This window comes from Actinacidiphila polyblastidii (assembly GCF_036353415.1).
Taxonomy (GTDB): Bacteria; Actinomycetota; Actinomycetes; order Streptomycetales; family Streptomycetaceae; genus Actinacidiphila; species Actinacidiphila polyblastidii.
Genome location: NZ_JAZEWV010000018.1, coordinates 50,612 through 69,835, shown reverse-complemented (window position 1 = coordinate 69,835; position 19,224 = coordinate 50,612). Strand labels below are relative to the sequence as shown.

At 71.0% G+C, this 19,224-nt stretch carries 17 protein-coding genes and 1 pseudogene; 3 read left to right on the top strand and 15 right to left on the bottom strand.

Features of this window, described 5'->3' with window-relative positions; genetic code table 11:
* The first annotated feature begins 17 nt into the window (after positions 1-17).
* Positions 18-1,286 carry a sensor histidine kinase gene (locus tag V2S66_RS21295; protein WP_330797498.1) on the top strand — a complete coding sequence of 423 codons (1,269 nt, stop codon included), beginning with the start codon at positions 18-20 and terminating at the stop codon, positions 1,284-1,286.
* Positions 1,287-1,352: 66 nt separating this feature from the next.
* Here the strand turns inward: V2S66_RS21295 and V2S66_RS21290 are convergent, their stop codons facing one another.
* The 8 genes from V2S66_RS21290 to V2S66_RS21255 form a co-directional block, all read right to left on the bottom strand.
* Entirely contained in the window at positions 1,353-2,510 is a 1,158-nt protein-coding gene (locus V2S66_RS21290; protein WP_330797497.1) for a DUF418 domain-containing protein, read from the bottom strand.
* Between the two features lie 83 nt (positions 2,511-2,593).
* Entirely contained in the window at positions 2,594-4,411 is a 1,818-nt protein-coding gene (locus V2S66_RS21285; RefSeq protein WP_413966449.1) for a type IV secretory system conjugative DNA transfer family protein, read from the bottom strand.
* The gene (locus V2S66_RS21280; protein ID WP_330797496.1) at positions 4,408-5,919 is read right to left on the bottom strand and encodes an ATP/GTP-binding protein; all 1,512 of its coding nucleotides are present in this window, start codon (positions 5,917-5,919) and stop codon (positions 4,408-4,410) included. Before V2S66_RS21280 ends, V2S66_RS21285 begins: the two co-directional genes overlap by 4 nt.
* A complete protein-coding gene (locus V2S66_RS21275) occupies positions 5,916-7,412 on the bottom strand; it encodes an SCO6880 family protein (protein WP_330797495.1) in 1,497 nt (498 codons plus the stop codon). Before V2S66_RS21275 ends, V2S66_RS21280 begins: the two co-directional genes overlap by 4 nt.
* A 52-nt stretch (positions 7,413-7,464) precedes the next feature.
* Entirely contained in the window at positions 7,465-8,643 is a 1,179-nt protein-coding gene (locus V2S66_RS21270; RefSeq protein WP_330797494.1) for a hypothetical protein, read from the bottom strand.
* A gap of 1 nt (position 8,644) precedes the next feature.
* A complete protein-coding gene (locus tag V2S66_RS21265; protein WP_330797493.1) occupies positions 8,645-9,370 on the bottom strand; it encodes a hypothetical protein in 726 nt (241 codons plus the stop codon).
* A gap of 12 nt (positions 9,371-9,382) precedes the next feature.
* Positions 9,383-9,670: a hypothetical protein gene (locus V2S66_RS21260; RefSeq protein WP_330797492.1), complete on the bottom strand. Its 288-nt coding sequence runs from the start codon at positions 9,668-9,670 to the stop codon at positions 9,383-9,385.
* A gap of 293 nt (positions 9,671-9,963) precedes the next feature.
* Positions 9,964-10,521: a DUF6668 family protein gene (locus V2S66_RS21255; protein ID WP_330797491.1), complete on the bottom strand. Its 558-nt coding sequence runs from the start codon at positions 10,519-10,521 to the stop codon at positions 9,964-9,966.
* 322 nt (positions 10,522-10,843) lie between these two features.
* On the opposite strand from V2S66_RS21255, the gene V2S66_RS21250 reads away from it, so the two are divergent.
* Both V2S66_RS21250 and V2S66_RS21245 read left to right on the top strand, forming a co-directional pair.
* Positions 10,844-11,557 carry a lytic transglycosylase domain-containing protein gene (locus tag V2S66_RS21250; RefSeq protein WP_330797490.1) on the top strand — a complete coding sequence of 238 codons (714 nt, stop codon included), beginning with the start codon at positions 10,844-10,846 and terminating at the stop codon, positions 11,555-11,557.
* 52 nt (positions 11,558-11,609) lie between these two features.
* Positions 11,610-12,395 carry a hypothetical protein gene (locus tag V2S66_RS21245; protein ID WP_330797489.1) on the top strand — a complete coding sequence of 262 codons (786 nt, stop codon included), beginning with the start codon at positions 11,610-11,612 and terminating at the stop codon, positions 12,393-12,395.
* On the opposite strand, the gene V2S66_RS21240 is transcribed toward V2S66_RS21245, so the two are convergent.
* From V2S66_RS21240 to V2S66_RS21210, 7 genes and pseudogenes are all read right to left on the bottom strand, one after another.
* A complete protein-coding gene (locus tag V2S66_RS21240) occupies positions 12,380-12,826 on the bottom strand; it encodes a DUF4913 domain-containing protein (RefSeq protein WP_330797488.1) in 447 nt (148 codons plus the stop codon). The two genes, V2S66_RS21245 and V2S66_RS21240, sit on opposite strands and share 16 nt — an antisense overlap.
* A gap of 129 nt (positions 12,827-12,955) precedes the next feature.
* On the bottom strand, positions 12,956-13,912 hold the full coding sequence (locus V2S66_RS21235) for an RICIN domain-containing protein (protein WP_330797487.1): 957 nt from the start codon (positions 13,910-13,912) through the stop codon (positions 12,956-12,958).
* 322 nt (positions 13,913-14,234) lie between these two features.
* Positions 14,235-15,695, bottom strand: coding sequence for a ricin-type beta-trefoil lectin domain protein (locus V2S66_RS21230; protein ID WP_330797486.1), 1,461 nt, complete (start codon positions 15,693-15,695; stop codon positions 14,235-14,237).
* A gap of 56 nt (positions 15,696-15,751) precedes the next feature.
* Entirely contained in the window at positions 15,752-16,165 is a 414-nt protein-coding gene (locus tag V2S66_RS21225; RefSeq protein WP_330797550.1) for an RICIN domain-containing protein, read from the bottom strand.
* Between the two features lie 312 nt (positions 16,166-16,477).
* Positions 16,478-17,245: pseudogene (locus V2S66_RS21220) on the bottom strand (hypothetical protein); the annotation flags it as partial.
* 170 nt (positions 17,246-17,415) lie between these two features.
* Positions 17,416-17,703, bottom strand: a complete 288-nt coding sequence (locus V2S66_RS34580) for a C40 family peptidase (protein WP_413966448.1) — start codon at positions 17,701-17,703, stop codon at positions 17,416-17,418.
* An 870-nt stretch (positions 17,704-18,573) separates the two neighbouring features.
* Positions 18,574-19,215 (bottom strand): response regulator transcription factor, encoded by a 642-nt coding sequence (locus tag V2S66_RS21210; protein WP_330797484.1) that lies wholly within the window; start codon positions 19,213-19,215, stop codon positions 18,574-18,576.
* Between the last annotated feature and the right edge of the window lie 9 nt (positions 19,216-19,224).

Sequence of the window (19,224 nt, the reverse complement as noted above, 5' to 3'; positions counted from 1 at the left end):
GGCTGGAGAAGAGTTCCATGTTCCCTGAGCAGCAGGCTGTCGCCGATCCGCGGGCAGCCGGCGGCCCTGTTCCCGCCACCCGGTCGCTGTTGGTCGAACTGACCGCCCTGGCGGTCGCGGTCGGGATCGACGCCGCACTCCTGCTGCGGCCGACGGGTTACGCCGGCCACTCCAGTACCGGCTGGCACGTGCTGTCCGCCGTCTGGGTCCCGAGCATCGCGACGCTGACACTGCTGCGGCGGTGGTTCCCCCGCCGGACGTTGTTCCTCGGCCTATGGGTGCTCTTCTTCTGCGCGCTGGGCCTCGCCGCCGCGGTCGTTCAGCGCTTCTGGGACACCGGCGACGCCCACCGGTTAACGCAGCCGTTCGCCACCCAGGTGCTGTGCCTGCTGGTCGTCGTGAGCGCCCTGTGCCGCCGCCGCTCCCTGGTCTGCGCCTCCTCCTTCAGCCTGGTGGCGGGAGTGGTCACTACCGCGGACCTGACCTTGCAGGCTCCCGGCGGGCTCGGCCGGACAGCAGTCCTCGGCGTAGCCCTGAGCTGGGGGTTCGCCGTGGCGACCGGAACGATGCTCCGGGACGCCGATCATCGGCAGGTAGCCGAGCTCTCCTCGATACGCTCGGATGAACGGCTGTCCCTCGCCCGTGACCTGCACGATCTGGTCGCCCACCATGTGGCGGGCATCGTCGTGCAGGCCCAGGCGGTGGAGACTGTGGCAGTCCTCCAGGGCCGTGAGAGGACAGACGAGCTGGACATGATCACGGATATCGCCCAGGCCGGGTCCAAGGCCTTGCAGGCGATCCGCTACCTGATCGGCACTGCCCGGTCGGACAGCGGGGCGACCGCGACGAATCTCCACGAGGCGGTCCTGAACGCCGTCGGCGACGACGACCAGCAGCCTGTGTACTTGTCGCTGCCGAGCGACCTGAGCGCCCTGGAGTGCCCGGCCGAACTCGTTGTGACGCTGCACCGGATCGTGCTGGAGTCGCTGACCAACGCGCGCAAGTACTCCGCCACCGGCAGTCCGGTGGCGGTCACCGTGCAGGTGGGCTCGGTCCTCGGCCTCACCGACGCGCTCGTCGTCGAGGTCGTCAACGAACGCGGGACCTCGGTGGCCGCCCCGGCCGCCCGGGGCGGCTTCGGTCTTGTCGGGATGAGCGAGAGGGCCCGCATGATCGGCGGAAGGCTGGAAGCGGGTCCGTACGACCAGGATCGGTGGAAGGTGACCGTGGCGCTCCCGCTCGATCTGACAGAGGGCAGGTCGCGGTTCTCCCGCCAGGTCATCTGAGGGCGTCCGCTCTCCTGCCGGTCCGCCCTCCCGCCTCTTCCCCTCCGTCCCGGACACCCGGCCGGGTCACCGCGCTCCCGGGGTCATGGGCCGGAGGGCGCCGTTCGTGAGCCGCCGCAGGAACACCTCGGCCGGACCGTGCCGCCCCCTGCGTACCAGGGCGGTGCTCGCCCACAGCCCGAGGACGTACACGGCCAGCGCCGCGCCTGCCGCCGCAGCGGCCCCGACACGCCCGTAGAGACGGAGACCGTAACCGGTGTAGACGATGTCCAACAGCAGCGACTGACCGAGGTAGTTGGTCAGAGACATCCGCCCCGCGGCGGCGAACGCCCGCAGCACGGGACCGCACCTCCCGGCGCGCATCAGGGCCAGCAGCCCGAGCGCGTACGCGGCGGTGAGGGCAGGAGCCGTGGCGACCTCGACCGCGAGTCCGGCCAGCGGTCGGCCGTCGGCCGGATCCATGTGCTGAAAGACCGTGGCGACGACGCTTCCGGTCAGCCCAACCCCCAGGCACACCCACCCGGCCCCGCGCGCGGCGAAGCGGTGAGGCAGTTCCTTGTCGAGAAAACGTGTCTGTCCGGCCGCAAGCCCCGCGAGCAGGGCGGCCAGTACATCGGGAGCCATGACGAAATCCCCCTTGGCCTCCACCGGGAGCTCCCGGAGCCGGGCGGCCAGCGCGGTCAGCGGACCGTCACGGTAGAGGGCCACGATCGTGGACCGGGCCCCGACCGGTACGTGACCCACCGCGCCGGCGGTCAGGAAAGCACCGGCCGACACCTCCGCGGTGACAAGCGCGACGCATACCCCGGCCATCAGCAAGCATCCGCGCGGCGACATCCGTTCGAGGGCCAGCAGCACCAGGAGCCCCAGGACGGCGTAGGTGGTCAAGATGTCGCCGGCGAACAGCAGGACGGCGTTGGCAGCCCCCAGCAGCAGGAGCCCGCACAGCCGCCGCCCCTGCCGACGGTGGAATCCGGGGCCCCCGTACCGGGGGTCGGCCGCCTGGAGCCGGTAGCTGTATCCGAGCAGGAAGGCCATCAGGGGAAAGAACTTCGCGGCCAGGAACAGGTCCACGGCCCAGACGGTGGCGCGATCGAGCTCATGGACCGGACCCGCCGCGGAGCCGGCCCATGCCACTCCGGCGATGAGCTGCCCGTTGCAGATGGCCACACCGAGGAGGCCGAACCCCCGCAGCACGTCGATCTCCGCGAGCCGGCCGCCCACGCCTCCCGTGCGGCCGGTGAGTGCTTCCGTGCGGTCCGGTCGATCCGTGCGGGGCCGAGGAACCGTGTTCTTCAGGCCACTCGTCACTGGTCTGCCTCTGCCTTCGTGCTCCCCCGTCCGCCGTCCGCAGGCCCCCACGCCCCCGCGCCGGACGCGAGGTCCCTCTCAACCGCGCGTTCGGTGATGGCCTTTGTCTCGGATCTCGCCGCTGCCGCGATGGCGCCGGCGTTCGGCTCCCGGTACCAGGGCCGCAGCGTGAGGAGTGCGGGGCGGACTCCGGTGGCGAGCAGCAGGGCCGTGCCTTTCGGCAAGGCGCGGATGGCGTCGGGCGCCAGGATCGGGTCCAGCCGGTACGACACCGACCTGGAGGTCCCGTCCTTGCTCCGGGAGAGGCTTGAGGTCTTCACCTCGTGCTGACCCACCAGCTTCGACATCTTGTCGACGAAGTCCGCGTCGTCCAGCCCCGCCCCGAGCAACTTGACGGTCGCCGCACCCCACATCGCGTCCATCCCCGCCTCACCCCACACGCGGCTGCCCTGCCGGTAACTCTGCAGCAGCGTCACCACGTTGATGCCGCGGGATCCCAAGTGGCTGTAGAGGTCCGGCAGATCGGAGATCCGGCAGACGTTCGCAGCTTCGTCCAGAACCGCGGTCATGGGCGGATCGAGCCGTCCGCCACTCTTCTCGGCGGCCACCACGCCGGCCCTCATGGTCGTGTCGGCCAGGCCCGCGATCACCCCGGCGGCCGAACCCCCGCCGTCCTTCGACAGCAGATAAAGGGTGTCCCGGCCCAGGACGTGGCGCCCGGGACGGAACTGGGGCAGCGCGGGGTCGGGGGTGACCCACGCGAGGATCTCCGGGTCCAGCAGGCAGGACACGCACTGGCGGGCGGTCTCGTAGATACCGTCCCTGGTCTCCACGGCGCCCAGTACGGTTCCCCGCAACTGCTCGCCCATGGCCGGGAGTCCGGAGTCCATGAGCAGGTCTACCGGCGTCCGGTCGGCCGGGTCGGCGAGCCAGGCCAGCAACTGCGCGACCGGCGCTCCGCCCCTGGCGGCGGCCAGGAACAGTGCCGTCAAGGTGTTCTGGGCCGCGGAGATCCAGAAGTCCTTCTTCGACGCGTCGTCGTTCACCGAGGCCACGAAGTGGCCGGCCAGCCGCCGGGCGCCCTCGATCGTGCCGCAGTCGCCGAGGATGTCCCACCACATCCCGCGCTCGGTGTAGGCGATACCCTGCGGGTCGAAGATCCATACGGTGCCGGCCTCGCGGCGCTCAGCGACGGTCGCTACGTACACATCCGACTTGTTGGACGTGAGGAGGACCGCGCCGGGGGCGCGCAGGACCCGGGGGATCGCGATTCCCGTGGACTTGCCCGCGCGGGGGGCCATCAGGTCGAGCTCGACATCCTCGAACGATGAGCGGAGTTCGGGGCCGTTCGGGGAGAGGTCACCGAGGAGGTTGCCGGTCTCGTCCGCGGGGATGTCGGTCATCCCCGCCAGGGACGGACGCAGTTCAAGAGCTCGCCGGGTGATGCCCTCAGGGGTGAAGGCGGCTAGGTCTCCGACGCCCGAGAGCCCGTCGCGGGTCGGCCGGCGGCGGTACACCCGGCGGACGGGCAGACTGAGCCCGTATCCGATCGCGCAGGTGAGGGCCACGATCCCGCCGATCGTGACGGTCGCGGGCTGCCCGGGCCACATGGCCCCGGGTCCCCGGTCGAAGAGCGCCGCCACCGTCAGCGGGCTCAGCTTCGGCGGATACCACCCGTATCCGCACAGGTCGCCTGCCAGTGTCCCGCCCAGCCACACGAGCCCCGACAGTGTCCAGGCCCCCGCCGCCAAGGCGACAATGGCCCAGGCCATCACGACCGACGGGGTCAGCGCCTCCCCTCGTCCTGAGTTCATCTCATGTCCCCCTCTCCCGACGCCGCCGTGCCGTGCGTGTCTGCCCAGCGGGTGTTCGTGTCGTGCAACTTCCGCTCTGCCGAGGTGATCGTCGCCTGGATCGGGATACCAGGACGGCCGCCCACCTTGATGAGGAATCGCCCACGACCCGGCGGCTCCTCCGATCTGACGTCCGCGGCCCAGCCCGGAGGGGACGACCAGGAGGAGACCAGTTCGACCTCCCGCTCCGACAGGCCGATCACCTTTCCCAGCTCCTGCATCTCGCTGCGCGGCAGCCCCGCACAGACCACCATCCCGGCCCGTTCGACGAAGCCCCTGGCCTTCGCGCGGTCCGAGTCGCTGCTCAGCGCCTCGGCGTCCTTGAGCGTGTGGGTGATCTTGGCGTCGCCCAGTCCGAGCGACCGGTTCAGACGCGTCAGCGCGTCGATCCGGTCGACGATGCCGGAGGCCGCCCGCAGCGGCCGCCACAGCTCGTCGAGGACGGTGAAGAACCAGCGACGGGGGGTCAGGCCCGCGTCCGCCAGCGCGTGCGCCGCCGCCACGCTGCCCAGCCCGTCGGACCAGGCGGCGAGCATGGCCGCCGCGGTGAGCTGGGTGTCCGACTCCCCGATCCGGGAGATGTCGATGCACACCGCGGGAGCGGCCGGGTCGATCCGGGTGGAGGTCTCCGAGGCGAACGTGCCGCCCAGGGGACCGTCCAGGATCCCCAACAGGGACCGGTGCAGGGGATCGACCGCCTCGCGGTATCTGGTCTCGTCCCCACGGTCCAGTGTCATGGCGCGTACCCGCTCCGGGCCCTCGTCCAGCAGGGCCAGCAGGTCCGGCAGCAGAGGGCTGCGGTGCTGCGGGGTGCGCTCACGCAGCAGGTGCAGCGAGGCCGACAGCACGGACTGTTCGTGGTCGGTCATCGGCTGCCCGCGCACGATGGCCACCAGCGCGGCCACCATGTTCAGTACCCGTCCGTGCGCCTCCGCGCGGAGTTCGTCGCCCGCCGGTCCGCCGATCCTGCGGGCGGCCGCACCGATGGCCCCCGGGTCGAGCACGTTGATCCCGCCGACGCCCCGCCCGATGCTGATGACCTGACCGCCCAGCGCGCGGACGGTGTCCGCGTAGTCGGGCTTGAGGTCGCCCAGCACGAGGGGGACCACTCCCATCGCCGACAGACCGATGAGCATCCGGTTGACCAGGGTGGACTTTCCCAGTCCCGGCATGCCGAGCATGAACAGCGAGGGGTTCGAGATGTACCGGGCCCGGGAGAACCACGACAGCGGGTCCCCGCACACCGTCGCTCCCGTGAACAAGTGCCGGCCGAGAGGGACCCCGACCGCGGGCGCACCCGATCCGGCGCTGAACGGCCACAGGCCGCATGCCTGCACGGTGGTGGCCCGCCACATCGCCGGCGGGGAGAAGTTGCCCACGAAGCCACCGCCGGGCCCGTACCAGCCCCGCGGTGAGCCCTTCGCCAGGTCGGTCCCGGACCGGGAGCGCACCCGGGGTCCGCCCCTCACAGCGCCTCCCGCAGGGAGCCGGGAACCAGGACGTACTCCCAGGGCAGGATGCCCACCGGGAGCGTGCAGCTGAAGGCGGCCGCCTGCATGCGGTCGGCCGGACGCAGCGCCAGCCGGGCGTTGGCCTGAAGATTGCGAACCAGCACATCGGTGTCGGGGAGCTGACCCTCGTCGTCCACGGTCACCGTGACCATCAAGGAGAACTCGACGAGCCCGGCCCCCGCCGCCTCCTCCGCGGCCGTCTGCTCGGCCGCGGCCACCGCTGACGCGGCACGGGCCCGGACCAGTCCGCGGCCGGAGCTCGCCATGAACTGGGCCGCACGCCGGTCCGCCTCGACGATACGGGCGGAGGTCGCCGGGTCGATCGGACGGTAGAGCAGCGTGACGCGCTTGCGACGGGTATCGGGGGCCGGCTCCAGGAGATTGCGCAGAACGTTGGACCGTACGGTCCCCCGAGGGGCCAGCGACAGCATCCATGTGCGGGAGCAAGCGGAGTCGTGGTGGTAGGCGTTCGTGTCCTCCACCGCCGCCACTGGCCCCGCATCCTCCCAGTCCAGGCCCGTGCCGCCCTCGAAGGCACGGGCGTTGAGGACTGTGGTCGCGGCGGCCGGATCGTAGGAGACCCGCACGACCTCGGCGATGCGCTCAGCCGACAGGGGAAGGGCGGAGCCGCCCCCGGCCTCGACGAGTCCGGCCAGCAGACCGGGGATGCGCACGGCCAGCTCGGTCGCCATGTCCTCGTGGCCGCGCCGGCGCCCGGAGGGCACGCCGTAAGTGAGAGTGACGTAGGTGTACATCTCCGACGAGGCGGACGGGTAGGTCTCGACGACCTCCCGCAGGACCGCCTTCGCGAGATCGGGTGCCGTGGGGCTGATCCGCGGCAGCGTCTCGGCGGCGAGCCGGGTCCCGGGGTCGGGCGCCGTCTCGACGGTCACACCGGCACCCCTCAGGTCCGGTTCGTGGGACAGGCGCGCAAGCCACTGCCCCCAGGAGGCCACCCACTGGTCGTGCTGCTCGGGATCGACGAGCGAGCCGCCGTCCGGTTCGCATCCGAGCACGACGGTGCAGGTGTTGTTCATCCGGTGGTGGAGCACGCCGAACGGCCGGTCGTACGCGTCGCGTCCCTCGGTGAGATCCACGCGGCTGAGCAGTCCCGGCGGCCGGAAGCGGCCCTCCGGCCGGGAGGAGAGGGGCCCCGAGGAGTACAGGTGTGCTCCGTTGCCCTTGCGCCGGAGCCAGCCGATCCGCAGGGCGAGGAGCTGGTACAGGTTGCGGCCGTCCTGGGTGCGGATGAGGAGCGGCAGCAGGGCGAAGGCCGTGGGCACCAGGACGCAGGCGGCGGCCGGCAACGAGATCAGCGAGGCCAGCAGGGTGACCATGATGCCGCCGAAGGCGATGAAAGTGCCGAGGAGCCCCAGGGACCCCAGGCCGGGGCGGCGGGGTTGCCTCCAATTCCCGTATGTCGGTGGTGCGGTTGCGGGGTCTGCCGCCATGGCGCTCGGGTCTCCCTTCGATGGTTCGCGTCGGTAGGTTCTGGTACGGGTGCTATTGAGGGTCACCGGGGTCGCCGCCGACTCCCTCAACGGCTGATCGCACGATGTCGCCCGCTGCCCGAGCCGCCCCGCCGGCGATGCCGATCACCCCGGCGGCCCCGATGTCGGGACGGGCGGCGGCGGACCGCGGCGCGGGGTCGGTGCGGGGCGGAGAGCCGGAGCCGTGGGTGCCGCTGTCCGTCCCCGGTGCAGAGCTGCGGCCGGTCGCGGACGACCCCACCGACCCGCTCGGTGCCGACCGGGGGGCGCCTCCGGCCTGCGCGCCGAAGCTCCCGCCCGGACCAGACGAGGAACGGGCGCCCGATGCCAGGGAGGCGCCGGCGGAAAGCAGTTGGCCGGCGCCGGCGCCTCCACCGAGGGCGGCCGTCGCGGGTGCCACCAGCTTCAGCAGCGCCGGCAGAGCGAGGGCCGCGAGCAGGAGGACGCCGATGCCTGCGATCACCGTCGCGGCGTTCTTCGGCTCATGGTCGCTGTTCCCCGTCCCGATCATGGTTGCTCCGGCGGAGATCACCAGGGCAGCAGCGGGTTTGTACATGAGCCATGCCGCCAGCCAGTTGAGGTGCTTGCGCCACCAGTTCCCACCCCAATCGGTCATCGAGGCCGCTGCTGCGAGTGGCAGAGTCCCGAGCAGGAGGATCAGAACGCCGAGCCGGATGTACATGAGGACGACTTGGACGATGGCAGCCAGCAGCAGCAGGAACGCGACGACGAGGAGGAGGAACGGATCGACGTCGTTCTGGCCGCAACCGACGCCCTGGATCGTCTTGCTGCCGGCCTGCATGTACAGATGGTCCGAGTAGCTGTCAGAGAGGTCCGCCAAAGCGGTGATGACGGTGGTCGCTCCGCCGGCGACCAGGACGACCCGCAGCAGTCCCTTCAGCGCGGTGAACCCCGCATCCCCCCTTCGGTCGAGGGCCATCCGCACGGATGCGAAGAGAAGGGAGGCCACGGCTGTGTATACAACGAGCCAGTTGGTCTCTACGTTGATATTCTGGTAGGAGCTTTCGGCGCCCAGGCTCGGCACCGAGACCGACAAGTCGCCGAAAATTGTGACGGCGGCGCCGAGAATCGCGCTCGCGATCCCCTTGATGATCTGTCCGATCGGGTCGCCGAGGAATCCGAAGAATCCGGATAAGAATTTGGCCAGAGGATTACCCGCGTCGCACTTCATGTCAGGACTCCCACAGCGTGAAACCGTCCGCCGTCATTCTCGATTCCAGTGGTGAGTACAACGACCCGCTCGGATCCGGTTCGATCCTCCAGTCGCCGGCGACCCACTTCATCCAGATGTACGTGGAGAAATAGCTCTCTTCGCGCCGTATCAACATTCCCACCACCGCGGATGTCCTTGAATAGTCGGACACGGAGAATCCGGCATAGCCGCCGGTGATCGGTGTGTCCGGTACATCGACGAACCCTCGCTGGAAGACAAAGCGGTCCCGTCCGACCCCAGGGACGATCTGCTGCTCCGCGACGCTGCGCCACGAGGCGGTGCTCAGGTGCGCGGTGATGCCGTGAGCCGCCATCACCGCGCCCAGCGGGGTCCGGGCGTAGCACGACCACACGCCGTCCCGACGGAGCAGCGGCCCCGCAACCGGGGAGGCCGGCACCCGGACGCCGGCCACCGTGATCCACTCGATGTGGGGCGGCGGGGCAGTGGGAAGCCGCTGGTCGCGGTCGGCAGCCGCGCATCGCGCAGGTGGCGGCTCACCTCCTGTGGCAGCCGGTCCGGACGCGGGTGCCATCGTGCCCCTGGCCTGCCCGCCCGACATCAGGAACGCCATCAGGCCGAACACCAGGACGGCCGACATGAACCCCGCGGAGATGACCCACCCTGGCCGTTGCCAGAACGCCCGGTCGTCCTCGGGCCCGGTCGGCCCGCGCAGCACTCCCCTCATGACCGACCCCTCCTAACCGAAGACCCAGGTGATCAACGGGCCCGCGGTGGCGATCAGCACGCAACCGCACAACACCATCCCGAGACGACTCATGTGCTCGGAGCTCTCACCCCTCTTGACCGAAATGGCCATCATCGATCCCGTGACCAGCACACCGGCCACACCGGCGGCCGTGCCCGCCCACGCGGCGAGCCCGAGGACCGTGCCGACCTTGTTGGCGAGCTCGGGGGGCGCCTGGCGCGTCGGGTTCGGCACCGCCGCGAGATACCGGACGGGGATCACCTGGATGTGCCTGGCCATCGTTGACATCATGATTTCTCCTATTCGTCATCAAGAAAGAAGGAGGGGGCCGAGGAATCTCACCAAGGGGCCGGCTGTGGAGGCGAGGACACACGCCCCGAGGACAACAGCGAGTTCCCGGAAAGGCCGGGCGCCATGGCGCGCCTCTCCTTGGTGGATATGGAGCGCAAGCTGAATTCCAACGACGATCACGCCGGCGACCCCTGCCGCGCTGGCGCACCAGGCGAGTATGCCGAGCAGCTCAGCGGCGCTTTCCCCTGGATGGAACTGCTCGTCGGCGAGCATCCGGGGGATCACGGCCGGGCACCTCGCAGCTCCGCTGTCCGTGCGACGAGGGCTGCCATCTCCTTCGGCAGGTCGTCAGGCGTTCCCCCCAGCCGCAGTTGCGGGATCCACGGGATCGCGTGCACCGGCACCGCGGAGCCCACGACCCGCAGCCTCCGCCTGAGCTGGACGGGAAGGCGGCCAGGCGCGTCAGCGACCGTCACCGCCCCCAGCAACCGCAGATCGGGGGCCGCTTCGTCGTGCTGGAGGAGGTTCAGCATCTGCGACAGCGCCCGCAGGCCGGCCGCGTGGGTCCGGGCGACGAGGTAGACCGAGCTCGGCTCGTCCGGCTTCGGCCATCGGCACCCGACGTCGGCTCCGCCGACGAGCACGGACAGGGTGGTCACGCCAGAACCCCCGTGCACACCGATCCATGCCACCCCGCCGGGAGAGCGCCCCCCGTTCCGTACAGCCGCCGACTCCGCACCGGCGGGTGTCGCATCCGGCGACGGGACCTCCTGGACCGGGCGGGAAGGCCCGCGGACCCAGAGGCCAGGGCCCCTGGGGACGTTGATCGCGCTACTCATGTGCACCCTTCCGCTGCGCTGCCATGGCGGCCTGAACCCTTCAGCCGGTCCGGCCCGTAGCCCTGTGTGGGACCCCGTGGCCGACAGCCGCGCGGTGAGCCGCTGACCACCACGACGGACCCGGTCCGCAAGGGGTTCAACCGGCGGCTCGGCCGGGGCCACGGCAGAGGAACGCGAAGGGGAAGGGACGGTGTCGGAGGTGGACGGCGAGAACGGTTCGGTGGGGGGCCGGGGAACCCCGGTCGCGACGAAGGCAGCCGTGGGCGCCGGTACGTCGGGCTGTCTGGGGTGCCTGCTGTTCATTCCCGGTGGGATCGTCGTCGTGATCGTCATCGGAGGGCTGGGGGTCCTGCTGTGGCCGCTGGTCGTCCTGATCATGGCCTTCCACGGCTCTCCCCCCTCCTCCACCCAGCTGCCCGACTACGCCAAGGCGGCACAGGTGATCCAGGGGGACGGCAAGGAGGCCCTGGCGCCCGACTCGGTGCCGCAGTACCTGTACGACCCGATCGAGCAGGCAGGCGGCGACTGCGGAGCCATCGGGCCCGTCGTCATCGCCGCGCAGATCGAGGCCGAGTCGAAGTTCGCCCCCGATTACTCCGGTTCGCCGTCGGCCCAGGGGATCTCCGGGCTGGATCCCAGGATCTTCCAGCAGTACGGCACCGACGCGGACGGCAACGGCAGGATCTCACCCTTCGACCCGGAGGACTCCGTAGCCGCTCAGGGAAAGTACTTGTGCGCCCTGGCCGGGCAAGCCCGGCAGCTCGTGGACGAGCGTCGGCTCACCGGGTCGGTGCTCGACCTCACCCTGGCTGCCTACCACGGCGGCATGGACGCCCTGGAACGGACGGGAGGCATCCCTGCCACCGGTGAAACGCCCGCCTACATCTCCGGCGTCCGCGTCTGGTTCCCGGAGTTCGCCGGTGTCTATCCCCCGCTGCCGCTTTCCACGGCGACTCCTTCCACCGCTCCCTCGGACGGTCCTCCGGACAGCTCCTCACCGACGGAGGGCCCCTCCGGGCCCGACCAGGCATCCTGAGCGCCGAGCGCGCCGCACGACCGACAGATCCGATCCCTTGGGGAGGCCGACTGTGCCCGCCGACCGACTGAACGCGACCGCCCTCCTGGACGGCTTATCCCTTCTCTCCGTCCGCATCACCGAAGAGGGGGCGCTGCTCCTCGACGGGAGACCGACCAGCGTGCCTCCGGCGGACACGCTCCACGAGTTCATCCTCGACACCGCCCAGAAGCAGGCCAGGACGCGGGGCACACCGATTGTCGTGGCGATCGACGACCGTCCGGCGGGGTACGCCACCACCATCGCCGTCGCGCCCGACGGATCGAGCCAGTTGCTGGACGCCGAGGAACCGGCGACTGAGGAACCGGCGACGGGCGAACCGGCGGCCACCCCCGCACCGGACGCCGAGCAGCCCGACCCCCTCGGCACGGGGAGCGACCGGCGGTCGGCCACGGCGGGTTGGGCCGACGATGCGACGTACGGCCTTGAGTCCGCCGACACCGCCGAGGTACACGGAATCGCCGCCTACGTGGCCTACACGCGGGGCGACCACGGACAGGCGACGGCGCTGTTCCTGGAGACCGCCCGCATCCGCCACGCGGCGGGCGACTCACGTGCGCCCCACGACGTGAAGTGGGCCACGATCGCCTGGATGATGCTCGGCCCGGCCCGGGCGAAGCCGTACGAGAAGCTGCTCTTCGGTCTCTGGTCCGAGTTGGCCGCGGACGGCCTCGCCCCCGTCGACGAGTACCTCTACGACTGCGCCCAGCGCACCGCGGAGCGCCTGGCCGACACTCGTCCGGGAAGCGCCGTGAGGGGGCGGCAGACCGTTGGCCCGGCAGATCAGGAGATCGGGTAGTCCTCGATCGGCGGACGCTCCTGCGCCCGATGTGTCCCGGGTCGGCAACCGGCGAACGGGCCCGAGGGGTCCCGGAGGAAGCCCATCAGCGGCGCGAGGTAGTCGCGGTGCCAGTTCGCCGGACCGCACAACCCCTGACCGGGATCCGTCATCTCCAGCCAGGCCATCCACAGGCCGTACAGATGGGCCACCGCGTCGTCATGGAGCCACCACCGAGAGCACCACGGTGACGACGAGCTGTGGCCCTTCACGTAGACGGGCACAAGGAGATGGTTCACCCACCGGGAGAGCAGGGCCGTGACGTGCCGCAGCTCCTCCCCTTCGAGATAGAGGATGAACCGGGGCACAGCTGCCGGCTCAGCGTCCGCGGGAGCGGTTTCAGGCGTGGTCCTTCCGTCCTCCTCGGAGGGCACGGCATGCGTATCGGTCATCGACGGTCCTCGGAGCGACGGCGTCCTACGTCCGCGGCGTGCACGGGCGTCTTCTGCCTCTGACAACGCCACGACGCGAAAGCGGGTTCAGCGTGGGGGTCCGCCCGCGCGGCGAGCCGACCCGGTCCGCTACACGGCGTAGACGTGCCAGCGCTGGTTCGAGTAGCCGTAGCACGTCCAGAGCTGCAACGGATTGCCGTTCGTTTCCTTTCGGTCGGTATCGTCGAGGCATTGGCCGGTCGCTCTGTTGACGATGGTGGCGTCGGCCCTCTCGGACCACCGCTGGGAAACGTCGCCGTCGCACGTGTGCAGTTGGGCCTGCGTGCCGTTTGCCGTAGGGCCGGGGGCCGGTGCCAGACACTTCCCGAAGGCGCGGACGGTGCCGTCGCCGGGGAGGGTCCAGGTCTGGGCGTCGGTTCCGTCGCAGGTGCGCAGCTGGACGGCCATCTGCGGGTAGGTGTCGGCCTTCGCCGCGTCGACGCACATGTAGGCGATCCCCTTGAGAACGGCCTTGACGGCCTGGGGCGAAGGCGGCGCGGGCGTCCGGGGCGACGGCCGTCCCCCCTGCGGCGCCGAGTGACGGGGTACCGGGGCGGTGCCGGGCCCGGCATCGGCGCTCGGGGACGGGTCCGGCGGCGGCGTGGCGGATGAGGCGGGCGGGGAGGACGGGGAGGGAGACGATGGCCGGGACGGCGTGACCGAGGCGGACGGAGGAACGGCAGGGGACGGCGGGCCTCCGAACTTGTCGCCCTTGACGGAAGACCCTTCCGCGTGGTGCCTGATGGCCGGAAGTGCCAGGACGAGCGCCGCCACCGCGGTCGCCACGGTGACGAAAGCGGCGGCGATGACGAGAATGCTCTCACGGCCGGTTCCCAGTCTGCCCCTCGCGACACCGGTCAGCAGGGGCAGGACGGGCGCGGTGTGCACGGTGCTCGCTAACTCACGCGGGCCGGCGGAACGGCCGGCGAGCAGATCCTCCTCCGGTGAATCGGACCGCCCGCCGGGGGCGTCGCCCGCGTTCACCGGGCGAACCGCCGAGTCACGCTGCGGCTTGAGCCGCCACTTGCGCAGACGTGCCAGATTCATGACCGCCGGTTCCTTCCCGCCGTGGCACCGGCCGCCTCAGCAGGCCGGTCGCCGGGAGCCGGCCGCACGGTCCGGCGCGGCTCGCTGCCCACCCGACAGGTACCGTCTCGTGAACGTCCTGATGGTGACAGTGCGTCAATCTTTGCGCCTAGAAGGCGAGTTGGCCTTCTATGTCTCGACACAGCATATAGAGACGACGGCGGACAGACAGCCGGCCCCGGACGCGGACACGCCGATGAGGCGGGTCCGCGTCCGGGGCCGGGGCTTGATGATCACCGGTGCAGGAAGTGAGGAGAGAACCGAGCGGGGAGGACGCAGGGCACTACACCTTGTTGATGTGCCAGCGCTGGTTCGAGCCGGCGAAACAGTCCCACATCTGAAGAGGGTTCCCTTCGGCCGGCCTGCGGTCGGTGTCGTCGAGGCAGCGTCCGGACCGGCTGTTGACGATGAGGAAGCCGTCCGTCGTGCCTGGGGAGAAGTGAGCTTCGTCCTCGTGCCACTTCTGGGAGGGGTCGCCGTCGCAGGGGTGGAGTTGGACCTGCGTGCCGTTTCCCAGAGGGCCGAGGACCGGTGCCAGGCACTTCCCGAAGACGCGGACGGTGCCGTCGTCGGCGAAGGTCCACGTCTGGCCGCCGGTTCCGTCACAGGTGCGCAACTGGACGGCGGTCCGGGGGGAGGAGTCGGCCTTCGCCGCGTCGACGCACTTGTAGGCGAACCCCTTGAGAACGGCCTTCTTCCCATGCCCGGCGGGCGGGGGGTTCCCGGCCGGCGGGTTCGGTGCCACCACCGGATCCTGCCGTACCGCGGTCAGGTCGTTCATGACGATCGCGAAGGCGTACGGCGCCTGCCCGTCGTCGTGACTGCAGAAGTCGTTCGACTCCTTCCCCGTGCACCGCCGGTCGCGATCGAGCACCCAATAGGACAGTTCACGCATGTCCTTCGACTTCGCGAAGGCGGTCAGCGACCGTGCGTCGGCAAGGGTGAACTTCTCACCGGGGGAGTCGTTCTGACCGATCATGGGGGTGTTCCCCTCCATCTGCCACCGTTGACCATCCGACAGCTGACCCCAGATCTGGCCGAGTTGGCGGTTCAGCGCGATCGCCGCGTCGATGGCCTTTTGCCCCATGTCCGTCGCCCTGGACCCGTAATCCATGGTCATCGGGTTCACCGTGTCGATATCGAGGCCGTGTTCGTGGGCGCTCCGCAGGACGACCAGGCCGTCCTGCGTCAGGCCGTCGGGGTCGGCGGGGAGCGTGTATTCGATGTCCAGCCTCCTGCCCTGCTTCCGGTACTGCCCCTGCAGCGCGGCCAGCGCCTGGTTCCTCCTGCGCACGGAGGGCTGGTCCGTGAGGGGTTGTCCCTCCACGTCCATGTCGAGCCTGGTCACGTTGAGCTGGTCGATGATCTTCCGGTACTGGCCTTCGAGGGCGGCGACCGATGGGCACGCGACCGCCAGGTCGGTTCCGTCCGCTCCGCCGAAGGAGACCGTGACGTCACCGCCGGCGGCGCGCACCTGTCTGACCGTGGATGCCCAGACGCCCATGTCGGCGGAGCACTTCCCGCCGGAGGCGGTCGCGAAGGCGAGGGTGAAGTACTTGATGCCCGCATTCATCGCGGCGGGCACGAACACCGGATCCTCCACGTAGGGCGCCGCGAAGTTCTTCGGGAAACCCGGTCCGGCCTGCACGGTGGCCTGCGCGCTCCCGCCCGCCGCGACCACCCCCGTGGCAGCGGCCGCCAGCAGGGCGGCTCCGGCAAGGAGCGTGACATGTCGATGACGCATTGGTCCTCCTTCGTGATGGTGTTCCGGTCCGCCACCGCGGGTGTGGTGTGCGGTCCTCAGCGGCGCAGCCAGGTCTGGTTCCGGCCGCCCCAGCACTGCCAGACCTGCAGGGGCGTGCCATCGGCGGACTGCTTGTCCTTGGCGTCCAGACACCGCCCGGATCCTGCGTTGACCAGGCTGTTGCCGGGACCAGTACGCCACTTCTGGGCGCCCGTCCCGTTGCAGGTCCACAGCTGCACAGGTACGCCGTCGGCATGGCCGGCCCCGGTGACGTCCAGGCAGAGTCCGAGCACGCGGACCGTCCCGTCCGCGGGGAACATCCAGCGCTGCGAGGCGTTGCCACCGCAGGTGTTCAGCTCCACCCGGTCCCCGGGAGCGGGAAGTGCGTGCTGCACGTCCACGCACTTCCCGCCGAAGCCGACGATCTGGTTCCCGGAGGGTTTGGGTGGCGGGGCGGGGCGGGGCCTCACCGGCTTCCGGGTAGCCGTCGGGCGCGGCCTTCCGGCGGCCGGCGGGTCCGCCGGGTAAGGGTGCGGTGCGGGTGCCTCGGACGCCGTGGTCGGGGGTGGTGCCGGTACCCGGGGTGATGTGCCGGGGGACGCCGAGGCGCGGGGTGACGTCGAAGGGCGGGGGGACGCCGAGGCGCTGGAAGGCGCGGGCGGCGTGCTGTCGGGGCCGAGGACCGTTTCGGTGACGACCAGGTGCGCGGGGGCCGGGTCGGCGTCGTCGAGCCGCGCGAACGCCCCTTCCGTGAGGTTGAGGCACAACGGCCGGCGGGCCGACGCGGAGAAGGTGCCGCGGTCGTTGACCCGTACGACGACCGACCGGTGGTTCGCCGGGTTCGAGACCCGGACCGCCGTACCGAAGGGCAACTGGGGCGACCTGCCCGACGAGGTGGCCGCGGTGAGGGCGCGCGGATCGAAGTCCTCGCCGTCGGCGGTGCGGGCGTGCGCGGGTATCCCGTTCCCGTAGCGGGTGGCCCAGCACGTGGCGGGAAGGGTGAACCCGGAGGCCGTGACCGCTGTCGCACGGCTGTCGGCCGCCGCCTTCCCGGGGGCACCGCAGCTCCTGGCGGTCGCCACCACAGCGCCCAGGACGACCAGGGCGAGCGCGAGAGGGATCAGCCGATTCGGCGGCAGCCGCCAGGTCCACGGGGATACGGCCCATCGGCGGACGGACGGCACATGGCTGCTCCGTCCCTCCGGCCGGCCCCGGTCCGTGCCGCGCTGTCCGGACGCCCGCGGAGCCGGCGCTGCGGTGCGGGGGAGCACCTGTGTCGTCCCGGGTCGGCCGGAGCCGGTCTGTCGCGGATCGGCCGAGCGGGGCTGGAGGGGGCCGCGGGTTCTCCCGCGACCGGCGGCTCCGGTCCCGCTGCTCCCGGCCGCCCGGTTCTCCCTCACCCCGGTATCGGCGCGCGGGCCGACGGTGGCCCTCTCCCCCGCGCTCGGCCCGCCACTCCCGGCGAGGAACCAGGCCGGCCCACCTCCCGGGCTCTGCCCCGTCTCGGCGGTCGGGCCGGGGGCGCCGGGCCCCGCGTCTTTCCCAGCCATCCTTCTCCTCTTTCGGCGGTGGGTGCCGTGGACCAGCCGCCCGTCTGGGAGGGGGCCACGTCCGAGTGGTGTCGGCGAACGGCGGACGGCGCGCTCCCGACGGACCGTCGCCCTGCCCACTCCTACGCGCCCCCGGAACCAGGGGTTCATGCCGCCGTCGGTCGCAGATCTCAGATGACCCTGCGGACGGCCAGCACCGTGCCGTTCCAGGCGAGTGCCACCTCATCGACGGCACGTCCGGGGCGCGGCGCCTGTACGACCTTCCCGTCACCCGTGTACATCGCCACGTGCTCGGGACGGGTGGCAGACCCCTCGTAGAACAGGAGATCGCCGGGACGCAGGGCGGCGAGCGGTACGGCCCAGCCCTCCTGGACCTGGGCGTAGGTGGTTCGGCCGAGGAGTATCCCCGCACTGCGGTATGCCTGTTGCACGAGGGACGAGCAGTCGCACCGTCCCATGGGGTCGTCACCGTGGGGGCGGGTGCACGCGCCGCCCCACTGGTAAGGGGTTCCGACCTGGCCGAGTGCCCAGCGGACGGCCCGCTGTGCTTGGGAGACCGATGTGGTCGTGGCGCGGTGGGGCGCCGTCGAGCGGGCGGGGCGGTGCGCCGTCCGCGCCGTGTGCCGTGGCGCACCCTGCGGTACCGGGTCGTGGGCGGGCTGGGCGGACGCAGAGCGTCCGGGCTTCGTCGGCGCGGGCGGAGTGGCCGGCTTCAGCACGACGGGCCGGTGCTTCGGAGCTGGTGCCAACGGAACAGGCCCCGCCGTGCGCAGCGTATCGGGCAGCAGGGCGAACGCCGTCCCGCGCGGTCGGCCCTCGCCGAGGGGCGGTTCGTGGACCACGTTGGTCGAAGCAGCGGGGGCGGACCTCACAGCCGGCTCAGCGGGGCCCTCGTGAAGCGGCCCCCCGAGGCACGCGGAACCGACCAGGCAAGCGCCGAGGGCGACGCTCAGCGCGATGCCCCGGCGCGGGCCAACGGCCACCGGCGGACCAGGGTCGAATGGGTCCGAGCGAGGCCACTTGGGACCGGGACCCGGACCGCACGTGTCCTGGGGGCCAATGAACCACGCGGCGAATTCGGGTGTTCTGGACAACAGAGCGCCTTCCGTCGGAGCGGCCGCCACCAGACCGGATGGAACGCCGGCCGGAACACGGGAGAGGCCGTACCCGACGATGAGGACCGGCTGGACTCTCGTCTGCGTCTACGCCCCGCCGCGCGCAGGGGTTCAGCGGACGCCGCCAGACGCGAAGCGTGGAAAGCGACTTCGGCGAGCGTGGTGTCCGCCCGCGGAGAGATGCCGGGGCCGGGGGGGCGAAGCGCTGGACTCTCAGGCCACCAGACGATTCTGCCAGGCCCAGATGGCGACTTCGGTCCGATTCCGGGTCCCGAGCTTGCGTTGCGCCTCACACAGACGTGCTTTGACGGCCGACGTGGAGATGCCCAGTCGCTCGCTGATCTCCACGTTCGTGCGGCCCTCGGCGACCGCCCGGACCACGTCGGTCTCCTTCGGCGTCAGAGGCTCCTCCAGCGCCCGAGTCGGCCGGCTTGTCGAACTGAAGTGCCGGATCAGCGGGACAGCCACAGCGGCCGACAACATCGCGGTGCCGTCAACGGCGTTCTGGACGGCGGCCACGAGCAGACGCGGGCTGGAGTCCTTGAGGAGAAATCCGACGGCTCCCGCTCCGAGTGCGGCGAACAGGTTCTTCTCGGTGCCGTACGTCGTCAGGATGACCACTCGCAGGTCCGGGTTCTCCTGCGTCAGGATCTCGGTGGCGCGCAGACCGTCGATTCCCGGCATCCGGATGTCCATGAGGACGACGTCGGGGCGGACCCGGCGCACCAGTTCGACCGCCTCGTCACCGTTGGCGGCTTCTCCGGCCACCTCGAAGCCCGCCACGGATTCGAGGATGAGTCGGAATCCGGTGCGGACCATCGCCTGATCGTCGGCGATCACTACGGAGATGCTCATGCCGTCCTC

Bases quoted from the DNA above. Each gene is read 5' to 3' on its own strand.
- V2S66_RS21235 (WP_330797487.1), bottom strand. From the start codon at position 13,912: ATGAATCTGGCACGTCTGCGCAAGTGGCGGCTCAAGCCGCAGCGTGAC.
- V2S66_RS21295 (WP_330797498.1), top strand. From the start codon at position 18: ATGTTCCCTGAGCAGCAGGCTGTCGCCGATCCGCGGGCAGCCGGCGGC.
- V2S66_RS21230 (WP_330797486.1), bottom strand. From the start codon at position 15,695: ATGCGTCATCGACATGTCACGCTCCTTGCCGGAGCCGCCCTGCTGGCG.
- V2S66_RS21240 (WP_330797488.1), bottom strand. From the start codon at position 12,826: ATGACCGATACGCATGCCGTGCCCTCCGAGGAGGACGGAAGGACCACG.
- V2S66_RS21260 (WP_330797492.1), bottom strand. From the start codon at position 9,670: ATGGCCAGGCACATCCAGGTGATCCCCGTCCGGTATCTCGCGGCGGTG.
- V2S66_RS21210 (WP_330797484.1), bottom strand. From the start codon at position 19,215: ATGAGCATCTCCGTAGTGATCGCCGACGATCAGGCGATGGTCCGCACC.
- V2S66_RS34580 (WP_413966448.1), bottom strand. From the start codon at position 17,703: ATGGGACGGTGCGACTGCTCGTCCCTCGTGCAACAGGCATACCGCAGT.
- V2S66_RS21255 (WP_330797491.1), bottom strand. From the start codon at position 10,521: ATGAGTAGCGCGATCAACGTCCCCAGGGGCCCTGGCCTCTGGGTCCGC.
- V2S66_RS21275 (WP_330797495.1), bottom strand. From the start codon at position 7,412: ATGGCGGCAGACCCCGCAACCGCACCACCGACATACGGGAATTGGAGG.
- V2S66_RS21285 (WP_413966449.1), bottom strand. From the start codon at position 4,411: ATGAACTCAGGACGAGGGGAGGCGCTGACCCCGTCGGTCGTGATGGCC.
- V2S66_RS21270 (WP_330797494.1), bottom strand. From the start codon at position 8,643: ATGAAGTGCGACGCGGGTAATCCTCTGGCCAAATTCTTATCCGGATTC.
- V2S66_RS21265 (WP_330797493.1), bottom strand. From the start codon at position 9,370: ATGAGGGGAGTGCTGCGCGGGCCGACCGGGCCCGAGGACGACCGGGCG.